14 protein-coding genes are annotated in these 14,460 nt (G+C 64.4%); 4 read left to right on the top strand and 10 right to left on the bottom strand.

From position 1 onward, the window contains the following. Positions 1-26: 26 nt before the first annotated feature. The 3 genes from AC3ENJ_RS05050 to AC3ENJ_RS05060 all read right to left on the bottom strand — a co-directional run bounded on the left by AC3ENJ_RS05050 (position 27) and on the right by AC3ENJ_RS05060 (position 3,651). Entirely contained in the window at positions 27-1,118 is a 1,092-nt protein-coding gene (locus tag AC3ENJ_RS05050) for a BMP family lipoprotein (protein ID WP_190807393.1), read from the bottom strand. Positions 1,119-1,217: 99 nt separating this feature from the next. Continuing rightward, a complete protein-coding gene (locus AC3ENJ_RS05055; protein WP_431813294.1) occupies positions 1,218-2,471 on the bottom strand; it encodes an amidohydrolase in 1,254 nt (417 codons plus the stop codon). A 64-nt stretch (positions 2,472-2,535) separates the two neighbouring features. Continuing rightward, positions 2,536-3,651, bottom strand: a complete 1,116-nt coding sequence (locus tag AC3ENJ_RS05060) for a mannose-1-phosphate guanylyltransferase (RefSeq protein WP_431813295.1) — start codon at positions 3,649-3,651, stop codon at positions 2,536-2,538. 325 nt (positions 3,652-3,976) lie between these two features. On the opposite strand from AC3ENJ_RS05060, the gene sdhC reads away from it, so the two are divergent. From sdhC to AC3ENJ_RS05080, 4 genes are all read left to right on the top strand, one after another. Then, positions 3,977-4,354: a succinate dehydrogenase, cytochrome b556 subunit gene (gene sdhC, locus AC3ENJ_RS05065; RefSeq protein ID WP_190781779.1), complete on the top strand. Its 378-nt coding sequence runs from the start codon at positions 3,977-3,979 to the stop codon at positions 4,352-4,354. A gap of 4 nt (positions 4,355-4,358) precedes the next feature. After that, the gene (locus tag AC3ENJ_RS05070) at positions 4,359-4,844 is read left to right on the top strand and encodes a succinate dehydrogenase hydrophobic membrane anchor subunit (protein ID WP_431813296.1); all 486 of its coding nucleotides are present in this window, start codon (positions 4,359-4,361) and stop codon (positions 4,842-4,844) included. A gap of 104 nt (positions 4,845-4,948) precedes the next feature. Beyond that, positions 4,949-6,700: a succinate dehydrogenase flavoprotein subunit gene (sdhA, locus tag AC3ENJ_RS05075; protein WP_190781781.1), complete on the top strand. Its 1,752-nt coding sequence runs from the start codon at positions 4,949-4,951 to the stop codon at positions 6,698-6,700. After that, complete coding sequence (locus AC3ENJ_RS05080; protein ID WP_190781782.1) at positions 6,700-7,476, top strand: succinate dehydrogenase iron-sulfur subunit; 777 nt, start codon at positions 6,700-6,702, stop codon at positions 7,474-7,476. The genes sdhA and AC3ENJ_RS05080 overlap by 1 nt, the downstream gene beginning before the upstream one ends. Before the next feature lie 93 nt (positions 7,477-7,569). Here AC3ENJ_RS05080 and AC3ENJ_RS05085 read toward each other — a convergent pair whose 3' ends face one another. The 7 genes from AC3ENJ_RS05085 to glyA all read right to left on the bottom strand — a co-directional run bounded on the left by AC3ENJ_RS05085 (position 7,570) and on the right by glyA (position 14,313). After that, positions 7,570-8,775 (bottom strand): YihY/virulence factor BrkB family protein, encoded by a 1,206-nt coding sequence (locus tag AC3ENJ_RS05085; RefSeq protein WP_431813297.1) that lies wholly within the window; start codon positions 8,773-8,775, stop codon positions 7,570-7,572. Continuing rightward, the gene (locus tag AC3ENJ_RS05090; protein WP_431813298.1) at positions 8,762-9,319 is read right to left on the bottom strand and encodes a 2'-5' RNA ligase family protein; all 558 of its coding nucleotides are present in this window, start codon (positions 9,317-9,319) and stop codon (positions 8,762-8,764) included. Before AC3ENJ_RS05090 ends, AC3ENJ_RS05085 begins: the two co-directional genes overlap by 14 nt. A 30-nt stretch (positions 9,320-9,349) precedes the next feature. Then, entirely contained in the window at positions 9,350-10,399 is a 1,050-nt protein-coding gene (gene trpS, locus AC3ENJ_RS05095; RefSeq protein WP_431813299.1) for a tryptophan--tRNA ligase, read from the bottom strand. A 113-nt stretch (positions 10,400-10,512) separates the two neighbouring features. Next, entirely contained in the window at positions 10,513-11,352 is an 840-nt protein-coding gene (locus AC3ENJ_RS05100) for an exodeoxyribonuclease III (RefSeq protein ID WP_431813300.1), read from the bottom strand. A gap of 72 nt (positions 11,353-11,424) precedes the next feature. Then, positions 11,425-11,958 (bottom strand): hypothetical protein, encoded by a 534-nt coding sequence (locus tag AC3ENJ_RS05105; protein WP_431813301.1) that lies wholly within the window; start codon positions 11,956-11,958, stop codon positions 11,425-11,427. A gap of 175 nt (positions 11,959-12,133) precedes the next feature. Further along, complete coding sequence (locus AC3ENJ_RS05110; RefSeq protein WP_431813302.1) at positions 12,134-13,024, bottom strand: bifunctional methylenetetrahydrofolate dehydrogenase/methenyltetrahydrofolate cyclohydrolase; 891 nt, start codon at positions 13,022-13,024, stop codon at positions 12,134-12,136. Between the two features lie 2 nt (positions 13,025-13,026). After that, positions 13,027-14,313, bottom strand: coding sequence for a serine hydroxymethyltransferase (gene glyA / locus AC3ENJ_RS05115; RefSeq protein ID WP_431813303.1), 1,287 nt, complete (start codon positions 14,311-14,313; stop codon positions 13,027-13,029). Positions 14,314-14,460: the final 147 nt, after the last annotated feature.

Here is a 14,460-nt window from a genome sequence, read left to right on the forward strand (position 1 = left end):
CACTCCTACCCGGGGGCGGTGCCTACTTACGCCTTGGGCGCGTTCTCGGATTCGACCTTGACCTTGCCGTCAATGATGTCCTGCTTCAGCTGCTGGACTTCCTTGTCGAGCTCTTCATTCACCGAGTCCTGCTGATCGTGGTACGGGGCCAGGCCCACACCCTCATTGGCCAGGGTGCCCACGTACAGACCGCTGTCGAAGTCGCCGTCGACCGCCTGGTCGACCACGTCCTCCACGGAGGTGGACATTTCCTTGAGCACGGAGGTGAGGACGTATTCCTTGCCGGTGTCCAGGGTCTCGTAACCGTCGGTGTCGGGCCAGATCAGACGCACGTTGTCGCCCCCGTTGTTGGCCTCGGTCACGGCGTCCACGGTGCCCTGGGCAGCCTGACCCGCTACCGGAAGCACCACGTCCGCGCCGTCGCCAATGAGGTTCTGGGTGACGGTTTTGGCGCGTGAGGAATCCTGGAACGAGGTCAAGAACGTTCCGTTCTGAGACTCCTTGTCCCAGCCCAGCACCTCAACATCCGCGTTCTTCTGCTCGTTGTAGTAGTCCACCCCGTCCGCGAAGCCGTCCATGAACACGGTCACGGTGGGGATGTCCATGCCGCCGTAGGTCGCGACCTTGCCGGTCTCGGAAGCACCCGCGGCCAGATAACCGGCCAGGAATGCGGCCTCGGCCGTGTTGTAGACGATGGGCTTGACGTTGTCGGCCTTGATCGACTGGTCATCCACGATGGCAAAGTGCTTGTCGGGGTTCGCCTCGGCCACCTTCTTGGTGGTGTCGGCCAGCAGGAAGCCCACGGACACGGTGAGGTCACAACCCTCCTGTGCCATGGAGTTCAAATTCGGTTCGAATTCGGTTTCAGCCTGGGACTCGGCCTCTTTCACCTGGATCTGACGCTTCTCCTCGACAGCCTTGAGGCCCTCGTAGGACGCCTGGTTGAACGAACGGTCCTGGAAGCCACCGTCGTCGGACACGATGCAGCCCTTGAAATCCTGGGCTTCGGACTCTCCGCCGCTGGATTCTTCGGGTGCGGCACCGCAGCCGGCTAGAACCAGTCCGGCCGCGCCGGTCAGTGCTATGGCGCTCAATGCGCGCGAGTAACGAGGGGTCATCATTGTCCTCCGGTGGTACGAGAGAAGGGGTTCTCTGGCTGGGGAGGCCACACAAGTTACTCCCCGGAAACTTTAGAGAGTCTCAGTGTAGCCACGGGATCACTCGACAGGAGCCGAGTTCGCTGTGTCGTGGAGTTCTCGCACGCGCAGTCGAATCGCACGCAACGCGGTGGAGGCCATCACTTGAACTCCGCAGCTGATGGCCTCTTCCTGCGGAGCGTAATCGGATTGGTGCAAATCATAGGTGGGCCCGCCCGGAGCTCGCGTGCCCAGGCGCATCATGGCCCCGGGGACGTGCTGCAGGAACCACGCGAAGTCCTCGCCGCCCATGGACTGGTCCACGAGCATCACGCTGTCCTCACCGAGCTCCGCCCGGGCGGCGATTTCCAGCAACGTGGTTTCCGTTTCCCCGTTGACCACCGGGGGCACACCGCGGACGTGTTCGAGCTCCACCATCACCCCGTACGGGGCGGCCACCTGTTCCACCACTTCGTCCAGCAGGCCACCCGCCTGGTGCCAGGCCTCGGCATCCAGGCAGCGCATGGTCCCGGCCATGAAACCGGACACCGGGATCGCATTGGGGGCCACGCCCGCGTGGAACTGGCCCCACACCACGGCCACGCCCGAGCGAACGTCTATCCGCCGCGACAGCACGGCAGGCACATTCACCGCGATCTGACTCATCGCGTACACGAGATCCTCGGTCAGGTGCGGGCGCGACGTGTGACCACCGCGGCCGGAGAGCTCGATCCGCACGGTGTCCGAGGCCGAGGTGATGGCACCGATGCGCGTGCCGACGTGACCCACGTCAACCTTGGGTTCGCAGTGCAGCGCAAACATCCGCGGCACCCCGTCCAGCACATTTTGGTCAATGATGGTCAACGCACCGCCGGGGAGCTTTTCCTCCGCGGGTTGGAACACCACGCGCACGGTCCCGGCAAAGGGGGAGGAACGGTGAAGATCCGACAGCACCTGGGCCACGCCCACCATGATCGTCGTGTGCAGATCGTGGCCGCACGCGTGCATGACGCCGTCGTTGACGGATGCGTACGAGAGCCCAGTGGCCTCCTGAATCGGGAGCGCATCGATGTCCGCGCGCAACCCCACCATCACCGGGCCACGCCCCACGTCCACATAACAACCGGTGGCCGAGAACCGCACCGGGTTCAACCCCACTGCCTCCAGTGCCGTGACGATGCGATCCGTGGTCCGGTACTCCTCGTAGGACAGCTCGGGATGCTTGTGGATATCGCGCCGGAACGCAATCAACCCCGGGAGGTAATGCGAGAGCAGCGGCCCAATGGCCGGGGGGAGCCCAATGTCATCTGCGGACGGCAGCGGAAGATCCAACATGGGTTTCAGCGTACCGCTGCACGGCCCGATCCGGGCAGAGCGGCGCCGACCACTGCGTCACGCACTACAGAACGTCCGTGTCGCCATTCTTCTTGAGCGAGTTCACCGCGTCCTTGACGCGCTGGGCGTGTTCGGCGGTCGTGACCAGGAGGGCGTCGGGGGTGTCCACCACCACGATGTCCTGCACACCGATCAACGCAATCAAACGGCCGGTGTCCGAAACCACGATGCCCGAGGACTCATCGGAGAGCACCCGGTTGTTCTTGCCCAGGATCGCGACGTCGGAATCGCCGCCCGGGTCCACTTGGTTCAGTCTATTGATCGCCGCGAAGTCCCCGACGTCCTCCCACGTGAAATCCCCCGGCACCATGGCGACGTCGCCGGTGGCCGCGGCGGGTTCGGCCACCGCGTAGTCAATGGCCGTTTTGGTCAGGGTGGGCCACACCTCATCCACCACGGCGTCGCGGCGGTCCGTATCCCAGGCATCGGCAATGACGGCCAACCCGTCCGCGAGTTCCGGTTCACTGCGCCTGAGGTATTCCAGCATGAGCCCGACCGGGGCCACGAACATGCCCGCGTTCCACGTGTAGTTACCGCTGGCCACGTACTGCCGCGCCGTCTCTTTGTCCGGTTTCTCCACGAACTGCTCCACGGTGAGCGCGTGCGGTGCTCTTTCCAGACCAAGGGACTCCCCCGCCTTGATATAGCCGAAACCGGTGGCCGGCGATGACGGCGTGATGCCAATGGTCACGATGCGGCCGGTCGCCGCGGCCTCCACGGCCTCCCGCACGACCTCCTGGAAGATCTCAGCCGGCTCCACCACGTGATCCGCTGCGAACGAACCAATGATGGCGTCAGGATCGCGGCGCGCGATCAGCGTGCACGCCAGGCCGATGGCCGCTGCCGAGTCCTTGGGAGACGGTTCGAGCACCAGGTCATCCTCGGTGAGCTCGGGCAGTTGTTCTTGCACGGCGCAGGCGTGGCTTCGCCCGGTCACGACCATCACGGGCCCGGCGGACAAGCATGCCAGCCGGTCATAGGTCGCCCGTAACAAGGAGGACCCGGAACCGGTGAGATCCAGAAGGAACTTGGGCGCATCCGCCCGTGAGAGCGGCCACAATCGCGACCCCACTCCACCGGCGGGGATGAACGGATGGAAACGGTGCAATGGAGAAGTCACGAGCGTCAGTTTACGGCTCCCCCGGCGCGCTCGCGGACAACCGCCCTCACCCCTCCATGATCCACGGTGTGGCGGGGACCACCCGAACCAGTCGTAACGCCCAATTTAGGCACACATTCATGGCGTAATTGCGCGGATTTCTCGCTCGATACAGATAGCGACACGTTGTCAGGAACTGCTCTGCAGGCTGGTATCTTTGAACTGAAATAGCGCATCATCCATGACAGAGCCAGCCAGGGCTCCGCTTTAGCCGTGTAGCAGCGCGAATCCCGTTTTTTTCTGCAACCAGTGCGCACGACGACGAGCGACACAGGGAGGTTATTCCGTGGCGAACTCAACCAGGGGCACCCTTTACCGCGGCCAGTACGGCATGTGGTCTTGGGTAGCTCACCGCATTACCGGCGTGGCCATCTTCTTCTTCTTGTTGGTCCACGTCCTTGACACCGCGTTGGTCCGGGTATCCCCCGAGGCCTACAACGCGGTGATGGCAACTTACAAGAACCCCATCATGGGCCTCGGCGAAGCGGGGCTCGTAGCGGCCATCGTTTATCACGCCTTCAACGGCCTGCGGATCATTTTGATCGACTTCTGGAAGGGCGGCACCAAGAATCAAAAGGGCCTGCTCTGGGGCGTCATCGCCCTGTGGGTCATCGTCATGATTCCGTTCCTCGTCCGCCACCTGTCGATCGTATTCGGAGGCTGATTCCGTGAGCACACCCCTCAAGACCAAGATTCAGGTCCCCCGTAGCCGGGACCTCGAGGTGAACGGTGTCAAGTACAACCGTTCCGGTGCCTCCCGCAGCAATTTCGAGATGCTCGCCTGGCTGTTCATGCGCTTGTCCGGCCTGGTGCTGGTCGTCCTGGTGTTCGGTCACCTGTTCGTGAACCTGATGGTCGGCGACGGCGTGCACGCCATCGACTTCGGTTTCGTGGGTGGTAAGTGGGCCAACCCGTTCTGGCAGGTCTGGGACCTGGTCATGCTCTGGCTGGCCATGCTCCACGGCACCAACGGTATCCGCACCATCATTGACGATTACGCCGAGCGTAGTGGCACCCGTTTCTGGCTGAAGGTTTTGCTGTTCATTTCCTCTGGCTTCGTGATCTTCCTGGGCACCCTGGTGATCTTCACCTTCGACCCCTGCCCGGCCAGTGCCCATCCGGAGCTGTTGGCTTCCTTCTGCCCCGCCGCGTGATGACTCGGGCGGCGGAGCCTCTTGGCTTCGCCGCTTGATTCATTGATTGCCTGAAACGGGCACGTTCACTCACCTCATTCATCAACGTAGAAAGAGCATCTGGTATGCAGGTTCACAAGTACGATGTGGTTATCGTCGGCGCCGGCGGCGCCGGCATGCGCGCAGCCATTGAATCCGGCCAGCGCGCCCGCACTGCCGTACTGACCAAGCTCTACCCCACCCGGTCACACACCGGCGCAGCCCAGGGTGGCATGTGCGCGGCGCTGGCCAACGTCGAAGAAGACAACTGGGAATGGCACACGTTCGACACCGTTAAGGGTGGCGACTACTTGGTCGATCAGGACGCCGCTGAGGTCATGGCCAAGGAGGCCATCGACGCAGTTCTCGACCTCGAGAAGATGGGCTTGCCGTTCAACCGCACCCCCGAGGGCAAGATCGACCAGCGTCGCTTCGGTGGCCACACCCGCGACCACGGTAAGAACCCCGTTCGCCGCGCGTGCTACGCCGCTGACCGTACCGGTCACATGATTTTGCAGACGCTGTACCAGAACTGCATCAAGCACAATGTCGAGTTCTACAACGAGTACTACGTACTCGACCTCATCATGGTGGACACCCCCGAGGGGCGCCGCCCCGCCGGTGTTGTCTCCTACGACCTGGCCACCGGCGAACTGCACGTGTTCCAGGCCAAGTCCGTGATCTTCGCATCCGGCGGTGCCGGAAAGGTCTTCAAGACCACGTCCAACGCCCACACCCTGACCGGTGACGGCATGGCCATCGCGTTCCGCGCCGGTCTGCCGCTGGAGGACATGGAGTTCGTCCAGTTCCACCCGACCGGCTTGGCCGGTCTGGGCATCCTGGTGTCCGAGGCGGCCCGCGGTGAGGGCGGCATTCTGCGTAACTCGGAGGGTGAACGCTTCATGGAGCGTTACGCCCCCACCATCAAGGACCTCGCACCCCGTGACATCGTGGCCCGATCCATGGCCAACGAGGTTCGCGAGGGTCGCGGCTGCGGCCCCCATAAGGACTATGTCCTGTTGGACCTCACCCACCTGGAGCCGGCTCACATTGACGCCAAGCTCCCGGACATCACCGAGTTCGCTCGTACGTACCTGGGTGTGGAGCCCTACACCGAGCCCGTTCCCGTGTTCCCCACCGCGCACTACTGCATGGGCGGTATTCCCACGGACATCAAGGGCGAGGTGTTCCAGGACTCCGAGACCACCGTTCCCGGCCTCTACGCGGCCGGCGAGGTCGCCTGCGTGTCCGTGCACGGCTCCAACCGCCTGGGCACCAACTCACTGCTGGACATCAACGTGTTCGGTAAGCGTTCCGGTATCTACGCCGCGGAGTACGCCCGTGACGCGGAGTTCCTGCCGATCCCCGAGGGCGCCACCGAGCGCACCGAGGCTCTGTTGAACAACGCGCGCAGCGGACAAGGCAGCGAGAAGGTCGGTGCCATCCGCAAGGATCTGCAGGACACCATGGACCTGAACATGCAGGTGTTCCGTACCGCTGACACCATCGAGCAGTGCCTGTCGGACATTGCCGCGTTGGAGGAGCGCTACGCCAACATCTCAATCCAGGACCAGGGCAAGCGTTTCAACCTGGACCTTCTGGAAGCCGTGGAGCTGGGCTTCTTGCTGCAGTTGGCCAAGGTCATGGCCGTTGCTGCCCTGCACCGTCAGGAATCACGTGGCGGTCACTTCCGCGAGGACTTCCCGGACCGTGACGACGAGAACTTCATGGTTCACTCCATGGTTTACGAAGACCCGTCCTCGCCCACGGCCGGTATCCGTCAGGAGACCAAGCCCGTGATCTTTACCCGTTACGAGCCGATGGAGCGTAAGTACTAATGTCCACTGCAGTAACCGAGAACGAGAACCAGGACGTTCAGCAGGATTCATCCGCTGAAGAGATCCCCACCTATGACATCACCCTCCGGGTGCGTCGCTACGACCCCGAATTCAGCGAGGATGCCCGCTGGGACGAATGGCCGCTGACCATGTACGGCACCGACCGCGTGTTGGATGCCCTGCACAAGGTCAAGTGGGAGCTGGACGGTTCGCTGTCCTTCCGCCGTTCATGCGCTCACGGCGTGTGCGGTTCCGATGCCATGCGCATCAACGGCCGCAACCGCCTTGCCTGCAAGACCTTGTTGAAGGACCTGGATCTGGACAAGCCGATCCTGGTTGAGCCCATCAAGGGTCTTCCGTGCGAGAAGGACCTCATCGTGGACATGGAACCCTTCTTCCAGTCCTACCGTGAGATCATGCCGTTCCTGGTGAACGACGACCACGAACCAACGTACGAGCGTTACCAGTCCCAGGAGGACCGCGAGCGTTTCGATGACACGACCAAGTGCATCTTGTGCGCGGCGTGCACCTCGTCCTGCCCGATCTTCTGGACCGACGGCCAGTACTTCGGCCCCGCAGCGATCGTGAACGCTCACCGCTTCATTTTCGATTCGCGTGACCAGGCCGGCGACATGCGTCTGGAAATCCTCAACGACAAGGAGGGTGTGTGGCGTTGCCGCACCACCTTCAACTGCACCGAGGCGTGCCCGCGCGGCATTCAGGTGACCAAGGCCATTGCCGAGGTCAAGAAGGCGGTCTTCGCCAGCGCCCTGTAAGCAAGACGTGCAAAGGCGGCCCGGATCCAGTCGGATCCGGGCCGCCTTTGTCTGCGGGTTCCCGTTCGGAGAGTGCCCCGGGGCCGATGACAGCTACGAATCAGGGCGGCTCGCGGTGCTGCCGTCCCGTCCCGCGGGTTGTCCTCGGTCCTCGGCAGAGTCACCGGAGGGCGTCGCCGACCCATAGGGTTCCAGTCCGCGCGATGCGGTCGGCAGGGACGACGCCGCCACTACGGTCACCGCGCGCGTCTCCCGTTCGGGTTGCGCTCGTGCACCTCGGATGTCGGCCTGCACCACGGCACCCGAGGCCGCGGCGAGCAGCAGAATTTGACCGTAGAGGTTGAACCACAAGAGCACACCGACCAGCACCGCGAAGGAGAAGAGATATGGATTGTTCGTGGTGCGCGCAATGATCTCCCCGCCCGCGAAGCGCAGCACCTGAGAACCGATCGCACCCACGAGAACCGTGACCACCATGGCCTTGCGGTGCAGCTTGAGCTGCGAAACCCCACGGACCAGCGCGAAGCTCATGAGCAGATCCACCACGAAACCCACACCGACGGCGAGCAGCACGTTGAGTCCGCCGTCCAGCCACGCTTGCGGTTCGATCCATCCGCTGTCCTCGAGCCAGCGCATGACCGTCTCCACGGCGCCCGAGGCGAACACGCTGATGGCGGCGGAGGACAGCAGGAGCAGCCCGATGACGGCGAGCCACGCCAGATCCCGCGGCACGGCCGCAATGGGCATGCCCGGCGCCGGGGGCAACTCGAACATGCGCCGCGTGGCCAGGCGGATCCCGGCGATCCACCGCCACGCGGTGAATACCAGGACACCCGAAGCAATACCGGAGGCCACGGTGAACGGCGCCGTGTTTTCCAACAGCGCCAACGGGATCACTCCCCCGCGGCCGTCGCCCACGTCCAGCAGGCCGGGGACCGCCTGCCCAATGCCCTGGACGAGCGATTGTTGCAGGGTCGAGTCGGATCCCAGGATCATGCCCAGCAGTGAGAACCCGATCACCAGAAGGGCCGTGGAGGCGAACAGCAGCTGGTAGGCCAGGCCCGCGGCCATGAGCGGGCCACCGTGAAACATGTAGTGCGTGATGATGCGCGCGGGAAAAAGGGTCATGAGCCGCGCGAACGCCCATCCCAGGAATGCGCCCAACCGCTTACCGAACGGAGCGCCTTCACTAGCGAGTTGCTTCCGGAGCCGAGCGAGCCTCCGGTATTCCGCGGTCAGTGCACGCCGGTCGGTGATCGCTGGGACCACCGGCGGCGGGGCGTTGTCAGGGGCGCTCATCGCCGACGAATGCTATGCGCTCACGCACGTGCCACTGGCCGTTCTCGTCACCCTCGTAAAGATCGATGTGGTCCACCAGGAACGAGGCCCGGTAGGTTCGCAGCATCTGCTGGGCGCGGTCCAGATGCTCGTCCGGGACGGCCTGGGCAAGGGTCACGTGCGGATGGAAATCGAACGGCGAGGCGGAAACCAGTTCGGCTCGGTTGAGGCGGCTGTGCAGGGCCACACAGTCCTCGTAGCCCTTGTCGATGCGCAGGAACACCACGGGAGTCACCGGCCGGAAGGTCCCGGTGCCGTTGATCTCCACGTGAAAGGGCTTCCATCCCTTGACCACGGCCCGTACATGGGCCACCAGCTCGTCCCAGCGGTCTTCCCGCGCCGCAATCATGAGCGTGATGTGCGCGGGCACGCTGCCGGCCACGGGATCACCGAACGAAGCACGCCAATCCTGGAGCTCCTTGCCCATGGGTTCGGGCAACTCGATGACCACACCCGCGTAGACCTGTCCCGGCTTGACCGTGGGTGAACTGTGCTGGTTTTTCACTGGGCCTCCTCGCCTCACGCGAGTTTCAGCCTAGTCGAGGCCACCTTGCGATCGCACACCCGGGAGGAAGCCCATGCGGTCGTAGGCCGCCTTGATGGTTTCGGACGTCAGCTCCCGCGCCTTCTGCGCGCCGCGTGCCAGCAGCCGATCCAGCTCGGCCGGGTCGTCCAGCAGCTGCTGGGCGCGCTGCTGAATGGGGTCCAGCGTGTCGGTGACGACCTCCGCCAGACCAACCTTCAGGTGGCCGTACATCTTGCCGTCGTACTGTTCCACGAGGGACTCGATCGGCTCGCCGGTCAGCGACGAGTAAATGGTCAGCAGGTTGGCGATACCCGGTTGCGCCGCGCGGTCGAAGCGGATCACGTTGCCGTCGTCGGTCACGGCCGATTTGATCTTCTTGGCATTCTTCTTGGCCGGGTCGAGCAGCCGGATCAAGCCGTTCTCGGATGCGGCCGACTTGGACATCTTGGCCGTGGGGTTCTGCAGGTCGTACACCTTGGCCGAATTGGCCAAGATCTTGGCGTCGGGCACCACGAACGTGTCCCCGAAACGCGCGTTGAAGCGCTGCGCCAAGTTACGAGTCAGCTCCAGGTGCTGGCGCTGATCCTCACCCACGGGAACCTGGTTCGCCTGGTAGATCAAAATATCCGCGGCCATCAGAACCGGGTAGGTGAACAGGCCCACCGTGGTGTTGTCCGCGCCCTGCTTCGAGGACTTGTCCTTGAACTGGGTCATGCGGGCGGCCTCGCCGTAACCGGTGATGCAGTTGAGCACCCACGCGAGCTGGGTGTGCTCGGGAACCTGGGACTGGATCAGCAGAGTGGAGCGTTCGGGGTCGATACCGGCCGCAATGTACTGCGCGGCGGTCACCCGGGTGCGCTCGGCCATGCTGGCCGGGTCCTGCCCCGCGGTGATCGAGTGCAGATCCGCCACGAAGAACACGCAATCGTTGTCGTCCTGCATGGACACCCAGTTGCGCAACGCCCCCACGTAGTTGCCCAGGTGCAGGGAGTCCGCCGAGGGCTGCACGCCGGACACCACGCGGGGCTTGGTCGATACGGGGGTGGTCTGCTCGTTCACGAGTGCTGCTTCTTTCACCTAGTGCGAATCATTGTGTGTCACGGATGACCGCGCCGCTCGGCCGGCTTCGCGGCCGGGGTCACCGAGCGGCACGGTCGCCGGGGAATGTCGAATCAGTCGAAGGCGTAGTCGACCACGAGCGGCGCGTGGTCCGAGAACCGTGTGTCGTAGCTGGCGGCGCGGTCCACCGTGGCCGACTGCGCCCGGGCCGCGAGCGTCGGGGTGGCCATGTGGTAGTCGATGCGCCAACCGGCATCCGTGTCGAAAGCCTTGCCCCGGTAGGACCACCATGTGTACGGGCCGGGCACCTGACCGGCCAGGCAGCGAGCCACGTCCACGTACCCGAGGTCGCCGAAGAAACGATCGAAGTAGACGCGTTCCTCGGGGAGGAAGCCAGCGTTCTTGACGTTGCCCTTCCAATTCTTGATGTCCAACTCCGTGTGACCCACGTTGAGGTCGCCCACGATCAGCGCGTGGTCGCTGTGGTTCGCCAGCGCCGGGAGCCGCTCCAGCATGAGGTCCAGGAACTTGTACTTGTCCACCTGGCGCGGAGTGTCCACCTCCCCGGAGTGCACGTAAGCGGAGACCAAGGTCAGGGTGTCGCCGTTGGGCAGCGTGATGTCATTCTCGATCCAGCGACCGGACTCGGCGAAATACTCGTCCCCGATCGCGCCGCGTGTGGCCACGGGCAGCAGGCAACCGTCGAAGGCCTCGCGACGCGTGGCAATGGCCACTCCGGCGCGGCCCTTGGCGGACGCCTCCGCGTGGTGGATGTGCCAGACGTCTTCATCGAGCAGCTCACGGGTGATCTTGTCCGGGGCGCGGACCTCCTGTAAGCACAGCAGGTCCACGGCGCGTCCTTGCAACCAGTCGGCCATGCCGCGGCGGTAGGCCGCGCGGATGCCATTGACGTTGACGGTGGCAATGCGGATCGTGGACGCGGAATCAGCCATGAAAGATCAGTACCTCGCTGTGGAAGAACTCGGCGTGGGAAGACTCGCCGGGAGAAAAGTGGAAGTGGTGGTTCAGTCGATCACGGTACCGTCGACCGGCGTGGATGATTCCTTGAGGCTGCTGAGCCCGTTGGCCGCGGTCATGTCGATGGTTTCCAGGGCCCGGCGCACCGTCTCCGCATCCGGGTCGGTCTGAGCCAGTTGTTCCTTGACCACTTTGGACTGCACCAGGATGACCTGCATGCCGTGGGCGAGTTTTTGGTCGCGCAGTGACTGCCCCGAACCGGCGTGACCACCGGCCACCGGCGCCCGGCCGTGTTGGGCTTCGAATTGTTCTTGCACCTGCTTGACCTGGTCACGGCCGTACCGGGCCGCCTTACGGACCATGGACAGCGCCCACACCGCCAGCATGAGCCATCCCAGGGCGATACCCGCCAGGATCCACCCGAGCACCGAGTTGGTGTTCGCCGCCTGCAGCAACGCCACCGCGAAGATGATCACCAAGACAGCCAGTCCGATGATGGTGCCCCAGAAAGCACCGCGAGTGCGCTTGGCGGTCTGTGGGTCCACCGTGAACTGAGCTTGTGAAGATCCAATCGGCTGCATGAGCCATATTGTCTCAAAGACCACTCCCGCGCACGAATCGAACGTTCGGGCGTACCCGTCCGTCTCACCCACCGACCCCCGCCAGCAGATCCCCGCCGAACAGCAGGGCCGGAAAGACCGACGCCGCGCTGCCCGGGTGGGCGGCGCGTCGTCGGTGGGTGTGGGCGGCTTTTCGCTACGTGAGGATGCCCTCGGCCCGTTCGCAGGACTCGACCACGTTGACCAGCAGCATGGCGCGAGTCATCGGCCCCACTCCCCCGGGGTTGGGGGAAAGCCACGAGGCCTTCTCCGCAGCGGCGGGAGCAATGTCACCGGTCAGTTTCTTCTTACCGGTATCGGGGTCCTCGATGCGCGATACCCCCACGTCCAGGAGCACCGCGCCGTCCTTGATCTGCTCGGCCCGGATCATGTGCGGGCGACCCGCGGCGGCCACCACCACGTCCGCCTGGGCCAACAGCTCACCCAGGTTCTGTGTTCCGGTATGCGCCAGCGTGACCGTCGCGTTGATCTCACGGCGGGTCAGGAGCAGGCCGATCGGGCGACCCACGGTCACACCGCGCCCCACGACCACCACGTGCTTGCCCTCGAGCGCCACGCCGTGACGTTCGAGCAGTTCGACAATACCGGCGGGCGTGCACGGCAAGGGTGAGGTCATGGGCTCCTTGACGTTGAGCACCAGACGTCCCAGGTTGGTGGGGTGGAGCCCGTCCGCGTCCTTGGCCGGATCAACGCGTTCGAGAATCGCGTTCGTGTCGATGTGATCCGGCAGCGGCAACTGCACGATGTACCCGGTGCACGCGGGGTCCTCGTTCAGTTCGTCAATGACCTTCTCGAGGTCGGCCTGCGAGACGTCCGCGGGCAGTTCCTTGCGGATCGAGGAAATCCCCACCTGCTCGCAGTCGCGATGCTTGCCCGCCACGTAGGAGTGCGACGCCGGGTCGTCACCGACCAGCACGGTGGCCAACCCCGGGACGCGTCCCTTGTCGGTCAGCACCTTCACGCGCTCGGCGAGTTCGGACTTGATGGCGGTGGCGGTGGCCCGCCCATCCAGGATCTGTGCGGTCACACTCACCATTCCTCGAGGCCGGGGTATAGCGGGAACTGTTCGGCCAGCGCATCCACGCGGGCGCGCAGCGCGTCGATGTCCGCACCGGGCTTGAGGGCACTCGCGATGATGTCCGCGACCTCCTCGAATTCCCGGGCACCGAATCCGCGCGTGGCCAGTGCGGGGGTGCCGATGCGCAGACCCGACGTGGTCATGGGCGGGCGGGGGTCCCACGGAACGGCGTTGCGGTTCACGGTGATGCCGGCCTGGTGCAACAGGTCCTCGGCCTGCTTACCGTCCAACTCGGAGTTGCGCAGATCCACGATGACCAGGTGCACGTCGGTGCCGCCGGTCAGCACGGACACCCCGTGCTCGGCGACATCGGAGGCGTTCAGGCGCTCGGCCAGGATCTGGGCGCCCTCGATGGTGCGGCGCTGGCGCTCGGCGAAGTCCTCGCTCGCGGCGATCTTGAACGCCACGGCCTTGCCGGCGATCGCGTGCATGAGCGGCCCGCCCTGCTGGCCCGGGAACACGGCGGAGTCGATTTTCTTCTTGAACTCTTCGGTGGACAGGATCACTCCGGAACGGGGGCCCGCCAGGGTCTTGTGAACGGTGGAGGTGGTCACGTGCGCGTGGGGCACGGGGTTGGGATGCAGTCCCGCCGCCACCAAACCGGCAAAGTGTGCCATGTCGACCCACAGCTTGGCGTCAACCTCGTCCGCGATGGCACGGAAGGCCTCGAAGTCCAACTGGCGCGAGTACGCGGACCAGCCGGCCACGATGACCTTGGGGCGGGCCTGAAGTGCGGTTTCGCGCACCTTGTCCATGTCGATGCGGTAGCTGTCCGGATCCACCTCGTACGCGGCAATGTTGTAGAGCTTGCCGGACACGTTGATCTTCATCCCGTGGGTCAGGTGACCACCGTGTGCCAGGGACAGTCCCATCAAGGTGTCGCCGGGCTGCATGAGCGCAGCCATCACGGCGGTGTTGGCCTGGGCACCCGAGTGCGGCTGCACGTTGGCGTGCTCGGCGCCGAACAACTGGGTGGCGCGATCGCGAGCGAGGTTCTCCACCACGTCCACGAATTCACAGCCGCCGTAGTAGCGCCGGCCCGGATAACCCTCGGCGTACTTGTTGGTGAGCACGGAGCCCTGGGCTTCGAGGACCGCGCGCGGCGCGAAATTCTCGGAGGCGATCATTTCCAACGTGGAGCGTTGCCGCCCCAATTCTTGCTCGATGGCCCGTGATACGTCCGGGTCCACCTCCGACAGTGGCTGATTGGTGACTGACTGTCCCAAGGATTCCGTCATGCTCCACCTTCTTTTGGCGTGGGAGGGGTCGCGTCCAGCATAGCGCCGAGGTTCGTTCGCATTGAGTGCGGTACCCATGTGTGTAAGAAACCACGTTCTACGCACTGGTACGGCACGCGTGATGCTCGTAGACTTAAGCGAATGCCT

It is taken from the genome of Kocuria sp. cx-455 (assembly GCF_057707085.1).

Bases quoted from the DNA above. Each gene is read 5' to 3' on its own strand.
- AC3ENJ_RS05050 (WP_190807393.1), bottom strand. From the start codon at position 1,118: ATGACCCCTCGTTACTCGCGCGCATTGAGCGCCATAGCACTGACCGGC.
- AC3ENJ_RS05055 (WP_431813294.1), bottom strand. From the start codon at position 2,471: ATGTTGGATCTTCCGCTGCCGTCCGCAGATGACATTGGGCTCCCCCCG.
- sdhA (WP_190781781.1), top strand. From the start codon at position 4,949: ATGCAGGTTCACAAGTACGATGTGGTTATCGTCGGCGCCGGCGGCGCC.
- AC3ENJ_RS05080 (WP_190781782.1), top strand. From the start codon at position 6,700: ATGTCCACTGCAGTAACCGAGAACGAGAACCAGGACGTTCAGCAGGAT.
- AC3ENJ_RS05085 (WP_431813297.1), bottom strand. From the start codon at position 8,775: ATGAGCGCCCCTGACAACGCCCCGCCGCCGGTGGTCCCAGCGATCACC.
- AC3ENJ_RS05100 (WP_431813300.1), bottom strand. From the start codon at position 11,352: ATGGCTGATTCCGCGTCCACGATCCGCATTGCCACCGTCAACGTCAAT.
- AC3ENJ_RS05105 (WP_431813301.1), bottom strand. From the start codon at position 11,958: ATGCAGCCGATTGGATCTTCACAAGCTCAGTTCACGGTGGACCCACAG.
- glyA (WP_431813303.1), bottom strand. From the start codon at position 14,313: ATGACGGAATCCTTGGGACAGTCAGTCACCAATCAGCCACTGTCGGAG.